We start from the raw sequence: 10,504 nt of genomic DNA on the forward strand, positions 1-10,504 counted from the left end.
CCTGGTCCCAGGTAGGGTCTGGAAGCGTCCAGCTCCCCGGAGGAGGTGAGGACCGTGGCAGCCCACGATGACGACTACAACCGCAGCACCGGCAGGCCCGCTCGTGGTTCCGACGAGGCCGCTCAGGTCTCGTACCTTGAGCAGGAAATCGCCGTGTTGCGCCGCAAGCTCGCCGACTCGCCGCGCAATTCGAGGATCCTCGAAGAGCGGATCGTCGAGCTCCAGACCAACCTGGCGGGCGTGACCGCCCAGAACGAACGGCTCGCCTCCACCCTGCGAGAGGCCCGCGACCAGATCGTGGCCCTCAAGGAGGAAGTGGACCGGCTGGCACAGCCCCCGGCCGGCTTCGGCACCTTCCTCGACGCGAACGAGGACGGCACCGCGGACATCTTCACCGGCGGGCGCAAGCTCCGCGTGAACGTCAGCCCGAGCGTCGCCCTCGACGAGGTGCGGCGCGGCCAGGAAGTGATGCTCAACGAGGCCCTCAACATCGTGGACGCGATGGCCTTCGAGAACATCGGCGAGATCGTCACCCTCAAGGAGCTCCTGGAGGACGGCGAGCGCGCCCTGGTGCTGGGGCACACCGACGAGGAGCGGGTGGTGCGCCTCGCCGAACCGCTGCGTGGGCTGACCATCCGGTCCGGGGACGCCCTGCTGCTGGAGCCCCGCTCCGGCTACGTCTTCGAGGTCGTCCCGAAGTCCGAGGTCGAGGAGCTGGTCCTCGAAGAGGTCCCGGACATCGACTACCGCCAGATCGGCGGTCTGAGCAACCAGATCGAGCTGATCCGCGACGCGGTCGAGCTGCCCTACCTGCACGCCGACCTCTTCAAGGAGTACGAGCTGCGCCCGCCCAAGGGCGTGCTGCTCTACGGCCCGCCCGGCTGCGGCAAGACGCTGATCGCCAAGGCGGTCGCCAACTCGCTGGCCAAGAAGGTCGCCGAGGTCACCGGCCGCCCCCAGGGGAAGAGCTACTTCCTCAACATCAAGGGCCCCGAGCTGCTCAACAAGTACGTGGGCGAGACCGAGCGGCAGATCCGCCTGGTCTTCCAGCGGGCCCGGGAGAAGGCGGGCGAGGGCACGCCCGTCATCGTCTTCTTCGACGAGATGGAGTCGCTGTTCCGCACCCGCGGCTCCGGTGTCAGCTCGGACGTGGAGAACACCATCGTCCCGCAGCTGCTCGCCGAGATCGACGGCGTGGAGGGCCTGGAGAACGTCATCGTCATCGGCGCCTCCAACCGCGAGGACATGATCGACCCGGCGATCCTGCGGCCCGGCCGCCTGGACGTCAAGATCAAGATCGAGCGCCCGGACGCCGAGGCCGCGAAGGACATCTTCTCCAAGTACCTCAAGGACTCGCTGCCGTTCCACCCGGACGACCTCAAGGAGCACGACAGCTCCGTCGGGGCCACGGTGGCCGCGATGATCCAGTCGGTGGTGGAGCGGATGTACTCCGAGACCGAGGAGAACCGCTTCCTGGAGGTCACCTACGCCAACGGTGACAAGGAGGTCCTGTACTTCAAGGACTTCAACTCCGGCGCGATGATCCAGAACATCGTCGACCGCGCGAAGAAGATGGCCATCAAGGACTTCCTCGACCACGGTCAGCGCGGTCTGCGCGTCTCCCACCTGCTCGCCGCCTGCGTGGACGAGTTCAAGGAGAACGAGGACCTCCCGAACACCACCAACCCGGACGACTGGGCCCGCATCTCCGGCAAGAAGGGCGAGCGGATCGTCTTCATCCGCACGCTGGTCACCGGCAAGCAGGGCGCCGAGTCCGGCCGCTCGATCGACACTGTCGCCAACACGGGGCAGTACCTGTAAGCACGCGGTTGTCCGGGCCGGCAGCGGTCCCCGGAGCTGTACGCACACCGTCCGGCTGTGGCGCCTCGCGGCCCCGCAGCCGGACGGCGCGTCTCCGGGCCCGCCGCTCGGCGCCGGGTTCTAGGCTCGACCCACCGTCCGCGGGCAGAGGCCCGGCGTCGGTGTTGTTCGGCGGTACGTCAGCGTGCTCCGCCCGTCGGGGGCGGCGCACCGGGCAAGGAGGGCCGCATGACCGTACGGCGCGTGATGGGCATCGAGACCGAGTACGGGATCTCCGTGCCCGGGCACCCCAACGCCAACGCCATGCTCACCTCGTCCCAGATCGTCAACGCGTACGCGGCGGCGATGCACCGGGCACGGCGGGCCCGCTGGGACTTCGAGGAGGAGAACCCGCTGCGCGACGCACGGGGGTTCGACCTGGCCCGCGAGGTCGCGGACGCCAGCCAGCTGACCGACGAGGACATCGGCCTCGCCAACGTCATCCTCACCAACGGGGCCCGGTTCTACGTGGACCACGCGCACCCCGAGTACAGCTCGCCCGAGGTGACCAACCCGCGTGACGCCGTGCTCTGGGACAAGGCCGGCGAGCGGATCATGGCGGCCGCGGCACAACGCGCGCTGGAACTGCCCAACGGGCAGACCATCCACCTCTACAAGAACAACACCGACAACAAGGGCGCCTCCTACGGCACCCACGAGAACTACCTGATGAAGCGGGCGACACCGTTCGCCGACATCGTCCGCCACCTCACCCCGTTCTTCGTCTCCCGCCAGGTGGTCACCGGCGCCGGCCGGGTCGGCATCGGCCAGGACGGCTCCGCGCACGGTTTCCAGATCAGCCAGCGGGCGGACTACTTCGAGGTCGAGGTGGGCCTGGAGACGACGCTCAAGCGCCCGATCATCAACACCCGGGACGAGCCGCACGCCGACGCCGAGAAGTACCGCCGACTGCACGTGATCATCGGGGACGCCAACCTCTCCGAGATCTCCACCTACCTCAAGCTGGGCACCACCTCGCTGGTCCTGTCGATGATCGAGGACTCCTTCATCGCCGCCGACCTCGCGGTGGACCAGCCGGTGCGCACCCTGCACCGGGTCTCCCACGACCCGACGCTCAAGCACCTGATCACCCTGCGCAACGGGCGCCGGCTCACCGCCGTCCAGCTCCAGCTGGAGTACTTCGAGCTGGCCCGCAAGTACGTGGAGGACCGCTTCGGCGCCGACGCGGACGAGCAGACGGTGGACGTGCTGGCGCGCTGGGAGGACGTCCTGGGCCGGCTGGAGCGCGACCCGATGTCGCTGTCCCGGCAGCTGGACTGGATCGCCAAGCGGGAGATCCTGGAGGGCTACCGCAGCCGGGACGCCCTGGAGTGGGACAACCCGCGGCTGCACCTGGTCGACCTCCAGTACAGCGACGTACGGCCCGAGAAGGGCCTCTACAACCGTCTGGTGGCCCGCGGGCGGTTCGAGCGGCTGGTCACCGAGGACGAGGTCGAGCGGGCCGTCTCCAAGCCGCCGGAGGACACCAGGGCGTACTTCCGCGGTCGCTGTCTGGAGCAGTACGCGGACCACGTCGCGGCGGCCTCCTGGGACTCGGTGATCTTCGACCTGCCCGGCCGGGACTCGTTGCAGCGCGTCCCCACCCTGGAGCCGCTGCGCGGCACCCGCAACCACGTCAAGGAGCTGCTGGACCGCTGCCGCACGGCCGAGGACCTGCTCCGGGTGCTGGCCGGCGGGTAACTTTTCGATCACCATGGGTGAACGTCCGCCGAATGGGAATCATCCGGGGTGGCAGCGGGTGTTGGACAGGAAGCGCCACCGGCAAACCGGGAGCGGCAGTCGCACCTTGTGTATAGGGTCGGTGCAGCAAGCAACGACCGAACCGTGCCAGACGAATCGAGCGGGGTGAGGGAAATGGCGAGCAAGGACACCGGCGGCGGCCAGCAGCGGGCAAACCGTTCCTCCGAGGAGGTCGAGGAGCAGGCCGCGGAAAGCCAGAATTCCGACGACCTCAAGGAGCGCCAGGAAAAGCTGAGCGACGACGTCGACGCGGTGCTGGACGAAATCGACGAGGTCCTCGAGTCGAATGCCGAGGATTTCGTGCGCGGATTCGTCCAGAAGGGCGGGCAATAGCCCGCACCCGGGCATTCCGAATTCACGGTCGCGACCGTCCGGGGCGGCCGGGCGGCGAGCACCGCCCGGCCGTCCGGCACCGGCCCCTCCACCCGTGGACAGTGATCGTCGGGCGGGTAGGGTGCGGGCAGCGCGCGCTTCAAGCTACCTGGAAGGAATCGTGTGGAAGCCAACACTCGTGGCACCGGGCGTCTACCGGCTGCCTTCCTGACCCCGGGGTCGTCCTCGTTCATCGACTTCCTCGCCGAGCACAAGCCGGAGCTGGTCCCCGGTCGCCGCGGGCTCCCCGAGGGCGCCGTGGTCGAGGCCCCGCACGGGACCACGATCGTGGCCGCGACCTTCGACGGCGGCGTGGTCATCGCGGGTGACCGCCGGGCCACGATGGGCAACGTGATCGCCCAGCGCGACATGGAGAAGGTGTTCCCGGCCGACGAGTTCAGCGCGGTCGGCGTGGCCGGCACCGCGGGCCTCGCGATCGAGATGGTCCGGCTGTTCCAACTGGAGCTCGAGCACTACGAGAAGATCGAGGGCACCACGCTCTCCCTGGAGGGCAAGGCCAACCGGCTCACCACCATGATCCGGGGCAACCTGGGCATGGCGATGCAGGGCCTCGCGGTGGTGCCGCTGTTCGCCGGCTACGACCTGGACCTCGGCCGCGGCCGGATCTTCAACTACGACGTCACCGGCGGGCGGTCCGAGGAGCGCGGCTTCACCGCCACCGGCTCGGGCTCGGTCTTCGCGCGCGGCTCGATGAAGAAGCTCTACAGCGAGGGGCTGACGGCCGACCAGGCCGTCACCATGGTCGTCCAGGCGCTGTACGACGCGGCCGACGACGACTCCGCCACCGGCGGCCCGGACCTCGCCCGCAAGATCTTCCCGATCGTCTCGCTGATCACCGAGGACGGCTTCCGCCGACTCACCGAGGCGGAGGTCACGGAGGTCGCCGTCGCCATCACCGACGAGCGCCTGGCCCGGCCCAACGGCCCGCAGGCCCCGCTGATCTAGCCACCACCTCACAGGAAAGGGACGACCGCCGGTGTCGACACCGTTCTACGTCTCACCCCAGCAGGCCATGGCGGACCGCGCGGAGTACGCCCGCAAGGGCATCGCGCGCGGCCGCAGCGTGGTCGTGCTCACCTACGCCGACGGCATCGTCTTCGTCGCGGAGAACACCTCCAGGGCGCTCCACAAGGTCTCCGAGATCTACGACAAGATCGCCTTCGCGGCGGTCGGCCGCTACAACGAGTTCGAGAACCTGCGCATCGGCGGCGTCCGCTACGCCGATCTGCGCGGCTACTCCTACGACCGGGCCGACGTCACGGCCCGGGGCCTGGCCAACGTGTACGCCCAGACCCTGGGCACCATCTTCTCCTCGGTCGGCGAGAAGCCGTACGAGGTCGAGCTGATCGTGGCCGAGGTCGGCCGCACCTCCGACAACGACCAGATCTACCGGCTCACGCCGGACGGCTCGGTCGTGGACGAGAAGAACTACGTGGTGGTCGGCGGCAACGCCGACTCGATCGGCAACTACCTGGGCCAGCGCCACCGGGCCGGCCTGAGCCTCACCGAGGCGGTGAAGGTCGCGGTGGACTCGCTCGCCCGCGACCCCAACGGCGGCAGCCCGCGCAGCCTCACGCCGGAACAGCTGGAGGTCGCGGTCCTCGACCGCCAGCGGTTCCAGCAGCGCAAGTTCAAGCGGATCCTGGGCAACCAGCTGGGCCGGCTGCTCGACGGGGACCAGTCCGCCGAGGCGGACGACGACGACAACCCGGCGGGCGGCACGCCGGTGTAGCAGTACCTGTGGAGTTCCGTACGGCGGCCCCGCCGCCGTCGTGCGGGACTCCGGTGCCCCTGCGGCGGCCCAGCCGTCGTGGAGGCGGTTTCGGACAGCTCCGACAGAGAATGGAGTGCTCATGGACCGCCGGATTTTCGGGCTGGAGAACGAGTACGGCGTGACCTGCACGTTCCGCGGGCAGCGGCGGCTGTCACCGGACGAGGTCGCGCGGTACCTGTTCCGCCGGGTCGTCTCCTGGGGCCGAAGCAGCAACGTCTTCCTGCGCAACGGCGCCCGCCTCTACCTCGACGTCGGCTCCCACCCCGAGTACGCCACCCCCGAGTGCGACGACGTCGTCGAGCTGGTGACGCACGACAAGGCCGGCGAGCGGATCCTCGAAGGTCTCCTGGTGGACGCCGAGCGGCGGCTGCACGAGGAGGGCATCGCGGGGGACGTCTACCTCTTCAAGAACAACACCGACTCGGCCGGGAACTCCTACGGCTGCCACGAGAACTACTGTGTGGCCCGGCACGGCGAGTTCTCCCGGCTCGCCGACGTGCTGATCCCGTTCCTGGTCACCCGGCAGCTGATCTGCGGCGCGGGCAAGGTGCTCCAGACCCCGCGCGGCGCGGTGTACTGCGTCAGCCAGCGGGCCGAGCACATCTGGGAGGGCGTCAGCTCCGCCACCACCCGCTCGCGCCCGATCATCAACACCCGGGACGAGCCGCACGCGGACGCCGAGCGCTACCGCCGGCTGCACGTGATCGTCGGCGACTCCAACATGTCCGAGACCACGACGCTGCTCAAGGTCGGCTCCACCGACCTGGTGCTGCGGCTGATCGAGGCCGGCGTGGTGATGCGCGACCTCACCCTGGAGAACCCGATCCGGGCGATCCGCGAGGTCAGCCACGACCTCACCGGCACCCACCAGGTGCGGCTCGCCAACGGCCGGGAGGCCAGCGCGCTGGACATCCAGGAGGAGTACTACACGAAGGCCCTGGAGTTCGCGGACCGCAAGGGCATCAACACCGGCACCGTCGGCCGGGTGCTCGACCTGTGGGGCCGCACCCTGGAGGCCGTCCGCACCGAGCGGCTGGACGGGGTGGCCCAGGAGATCGACTGGATCATGAAGTACAAGCTCATCGAGCGCTACCGCGAGAAGCACGGGATGAGCATGTCCAACCCGCGGGTGGCCCAGATCGACCTCGCGTACCACGACATCCACCGCCGCCGCGGCCTGTTCTACCTGCTCCAGGGCAAGGGCCAGGCGCAGCGGGTGACCACCGACCTCAAGACCTTCGAGGCCAAGTCGATCCCGCCGCAGACCACCCGGGCGCGGCTGCGCGGGGACTTCATCCGCCGGGCGCAGGAGCAGCGCCGGGACTTCACGGTGGACTGGGTGCACCTGAAGCTGAACGACCAGGCGCAGCGCACGGTGCTGTGCAAGGACCCGTTCCGCTCGGTGGACGAGCGGGTGGAGAAGCTGATCGCGGGGATGTAGCGGAGGCGGTGTGATCGAGGCTTTGTGATCAAGGCGGTGGCCGGCCCCGGTGGTGTCTACCGGGGCCGGACGCGTGCCGGGCATACGCTGTCCGTCGAGTCAGGAGAGCCGACTTCGACCGACAGTTAGGACCACCGTGCGCCGCACCGCCGGTTTGCTTCTCACCCTGCCGTTGCTGCTCGCGGTCGCCTGTAGCAGTTCCCCCAAGGCGGCCGGCCCGGCGACGCCGTCCACGGCGAGCGCCGCCCCGACGGTGCCCGCGCCGGTCGGCGAGGCGTCGCCGATGCCCACTCTTTCGGGTGGCGGATTCGGCAGCAAGGCCACCATCACCATTCCCGAGGGCCAGCAGCCCAGCGGCCAGTTCGTGGTGAACACGGTCATCGAGGGTGAGCGGGCGACCGTCAACAAGGGCGACTGGGTGACGGTCAACTACACCGCCAAGGACTGGACCACCGGCAAGGACCTGCCGAGCTCGTACGACGCCAACGGCAAGCCGCAGCTCTACCAGGCCGGCAGCGGGCAGCTGGTGCCGGCGCTGGACCAGAGCGTGATCGGCAAGAAGGTGGGCTCCCGGCTGCTGGTGGTGGCCCCGCCGGAGGCGGCCTTCGGCGAGCAGGGCTCCAGCCAGCTGGGCGTCAGCAAGGGCGACACCGTGGTGTTCGTGCTGGACATCATGGAGAGCCTGCCGCCGGACTCCACGCTCACCGGGACGATGACCGAGCCGCCCGCCACGCTGCCGCAGGTCAAGGACAACGGCAAGGCGCCGGTGACGATCACGATCCCGGAAGGGCAGGCCGCGCCCACCGACCTCCAGCAGGCGGTGCTGATCAAGGGCGAGGGCAAGCAGGTCAAGAGCGGGCAGACCCTGGTGGTGCAGTACACCGGGGTGCTGTGGGCCAACGGCCAGCAGTTCGACTCCTCCTGGACGCACGGCGGCGCGCAGGCGGTGCAGATCGGCACCGGCAGCGTGATCGAGGGCTGGGACAAGGGCCTGGTCGGGCAGAACGTCGGCAGCCGGGTCCTGCTGGTGGTCCCGCCGGCGCTCGGCTACCAGGACAAGGCGCAGGGCTCGGTGCCGGCGAACTCGACGCTGGTCTTCGTGATCGACATTCTCGAAGCGGTCTAGGAACTCACCCCGGGGATTCCGTACGCTTGGGCGGACGCTCGTACAGCGAAGCGTCCGCCCTCATCCTGAGCTGTCATACTGCCCACGCACTGTGGCAGGCGCCGCCCGGTGCCGAGGTCCGGGCGGGCGGTGCGGCAGCAGGCCGGCGTGCCCACGCCGGACGCAGACCTGGAAGACCTCGTGGCGAGATGGATGGGGAGTCATGACTGAGAAGACGCCGAGCCCGGGCGGGGCCGGTACCGCGGCGAACGACAGCTCTGCGGGTGACCCGGCCGCCTCCCGTCCCGGCGGCCCGGTCGGCGGGGACCGCGAGTCGATCGTCGTCCCCCCGGCGATCCTGGCGCAGCAGGCCGGCTGGGCGCAGCCCGGCGAGGCGCCGCGCCCCGCGGGCGGAACGAAGACGGACGACGACGCCCCGCAGATCTTCGCCTCCAACGTGCGCAAGACCGACAGCTCGGAGGCCGGGTACGACGAGAACCCGCCCGGTGTCGGCAAGCTGGGCGTGATCCTCGGTACGGTGCTGGCCCTGCTGCTGGTCGGCAGCGGCATCACGCTCTACGTGGTGAACAAGGACGGCTCCAAGGACAGCGCCGCGGCCAAGCCGGACGCGGCCAAGAGCGCGCCGCCCACGCCGACCGCCGACCCGGTGCCGCCGATCAAGGACAGCGCCAAGGTGCTGCCGACGGTCGCCGGGGACTTCGGCAAGAAGGCCGAGATCCAGGTGCCGGGCGAGGCCTCCGACGGCTCCTTCGTCGTCAAGGTGCTCACCGAGGGCACCGGCGCCAAGGTGGAGAAGAACTCCTGGGCCTCGGTGGACTACACCGCCAAGGACTGGAACACCGGCAAGGACATCCCGAGCTCGTACGACGCCGACGGGAAGCCGCAGATCTTCCAGGCCGGCACCGACGCGCTGATCCCGGCCCTGGACCAGGCCGTGATCGGCAAGAAGGCCGGCAGCCGGCTGCTGGTGGTGGCCCCGCCGGCCGCCGCGTTCGGCGCCCAGGGCAAGGCCGACATGTCGATCGGCCCCAAGGACGACCTGATCTTCGTGATCGACGTCCGCAACGCCAACGCGCCCGACGCCGTGGTGAGCGGAACCGTCACCCCGCCGCCGGCGGACTTCCCGCAGGTCAAGGACAACGGCAAGAAGCCGGCCGAGATCACCCCGGTGGCCGGCGCGAAGGACCCGACCGAGCTGAAGTCGCACGTCCTGATCAAGGGCACCGGGCCGAAGGTGGAGAAGGGCGAGAAGGTCGTCGTCCAGTACACCGGCGCGCTGTTCTCCAGCGGCAAGGTGTTCGACTCCTCGCTCAGCAAGGGCCAGGCGTTCACCTTCCCGGTCGGCGGCGGCCAGGTCATCCAGGGCTGGGACCAGGGCCTGGAGGGCCAGACCGTCGGCAGCCGCGTCGAGCTGGTGATCCCCGCCTCGCTGGGCTACGGCGACAAGGGCCAGGGCGACATCCCGCCCGGCGCGACGCTGGTCTTCGTGGTGGACATCCTCGACGCGGGTCAGGGCTGATCCACTTTCGGGTGACAATGGTGTACGTGTGACCTCCGGGTCCGGCCGCGTGGCCGGGCCCGGACGGGCGGCGGGCGCCCGTACCGTGGTCCGGGAAGAACGGACCGGGTGCGGGCGCCCGCCGCTTGGTCGTGACAGCAGAGCGAATGTGAGAAGAGGGACTGTGAGCGTCAACCTCAACGAGAAGCCCGAGATCGACTTCCCGATCGGCGACGCCCCGACGGAGCTGCAGATCCGCGACATCGTCGTCGGTGAGGGCGAGGAGGCCAAGCGGGGCCAGAACGTCAGCGTCCGCTACGTCGGTGTGACCTTCGAGACCGGCGAGGAGTTCGACGCGAGCTGGAACCGGAGCCCCAACGAGTTCCGCTTCCCGCTGGGCGGCGGCCGCGTCATCAAGGGCTGGGACCAGGGCGTCGTCGGCATGAAGGTCGGCGGCCGCCGCGAGCTGACCATCCCGGCGCGCCTGGCGTACGGCAACCAGTCGCCGACGCCGCTCATCCCGGCCGGCTCGACCCTGATCTTCGTGGTCGACCTGCTGGCCGTCTGAGCCTGCCGTGCCCGTGGGCCGGACCCCTCCGGGGGCCCGGCCCACGGGCCAGTCCGGGGGGGTTGGGGGGTGCCGCGTTTGCG

At 69.8% G+C, this 10,504-nt stretch carries 9 protein-coding genes and 1 pseudogene; all 10 read left to right on the top strand.

The genetic code is table 11. The annotated features are described in order from the left end of the window. Window positions 1-54 precede the first annotated feature (54 nt). The 10 genes and pseudogenes from arc to ACIQOV_RS10920 all read left to right on the top strand — a co-directional run bounded on the left by arc (window position 55) and on the right by ACIQOV_RS10920 (window position 10,421). Complete coding sequence (gene arc, locus ACIQOV_RS10875; RefSeq protein WP_359901182.1) at window positions 55-1,821, top strand: proteasome ATPase; 1,767 nt, start codon at window positions 55-57, stop codon at window positions 1,819-1,821. Between the two features lie 228 nt (window positions 1,822-2,049). Then, a complete protein-coding gene (dop, locus tag ACIQOV_RS10880) occupies window positions 2,050-3,561 on the top strand; it encodes a depupylase/deamidase Dop (protein WP_401047273.1) in 1,512 nt (503 codons plus the stop codon). 174 nt (window positions 3,562-3,735) lie between these two features. Continuing rightward, a complete protein-coding gene (locus tag ACIQOV_RS10885) occupies window positions 3,736-3,954 on the top strand; it encodes a ubiquitin-like protein Pup (RefSeq protein ID WP_188299085.1) in 219 nt (72 codons plus the stop codon). Between the two features lie 133 nt (window positions 3,955-4,087). Further along, window positions 4,088-4,165: pseudogene (locus ACIQOV_RS10890) on the top strand (recombination endonuclease VII); the annotation flags it as partial. Further along, window positions 4,162-4,959 (top strand): proteasome subunit beta, encoded by a 798-nt coding sequence (gene prcB, locus ACIQOV_RS10895; RefSeq protein WP_380352913.1) that lies wholly within the window; start codon window positions 4,162-4,164, stop codon window positions 4,957-4,959. The pseudogene ACIQOV_RS10890 and the gene prcB, both read left to right, overlap by 4 nt. A 31-nt stretch (window positions 4,960-4,990) precedes the next feature. Then, window positions 4,991-5,746 carry a proteasome subunit alpha gene (gene prcA / locus ACIQOV_RS10900; protein WP_401047277.1) on the top strand — a complete coding sequence of 252 codons (756 nt, stop codon included), beginning with the start codon at window positions 4,991-4,993 and terminating at the stop codon, window positions 5,744-5,746. Between the two features lie 121 nt (window positions 5,747-5,867). Next, window positions 5,868-7,229, top strand: a complete 1,362-nt coding sequence (pafA, locus tag ACIQOV_RS10905; protein ID WP_387693002.1) for a Pup--protein ligase — start codon at window positions 5,868-5,870, stop codon at window positions 7,227-7,229. Window positions 7,230-7,365: 136 nt separating this feature from the next. Continuing rightward, window positions 7,366-8,355: an FKBP-type peptidyl-prolyl cis-trans isomerase gene (locus tag ACIQOV_RS10910; protein ID WP_401047280.1), complete on the top strand. Its 990-nt coding sequence runs from the start codon at window positions 7,366-7,368 to the stop codon at window positions 8,353-8,355. 202 nt (window positions 8,356-8,557) lie between these two features. After that, on the top strand, window positions 8,558-9,874 hold the full coding sequence (locus ACIQOV_RS10915; RefSeq protein WP_401047283.1) for an FKBP-type peptidyl-prolyl cis-trans isomerase: 1,317 nt from the start codon (window positions 8,558-8,560) through the stop codon (window positions 9,872-9,874). Between the two features lie 163 nt (window positions 9,875-10,037). Next, complete coding sequence (locus tag ACIQOV_RS10920) at window positions 10,038-10,421, top strand: FKBP-type peptidyl-prolyl cis-trans isomerase (RefSeq protein WP_401047286.1); 384 nt, start codon at window positions 10,038-10,040, stop codon at window positions 10,419-10,421. The last annotated feature ends 83 nt before the right edge of the window (window positions 10,422-10,504 follow it).

The organism is Kitasatospora sp. NPDC091257 (assembly GCF_044757675.1).
Taxonomy (GTDB): Bacteria; Actinomycetota; Actinomycetes; order Streptomycetales; family Streptomycetaceae; genus Kitasatospora; species Kitasatospora lactacystinica.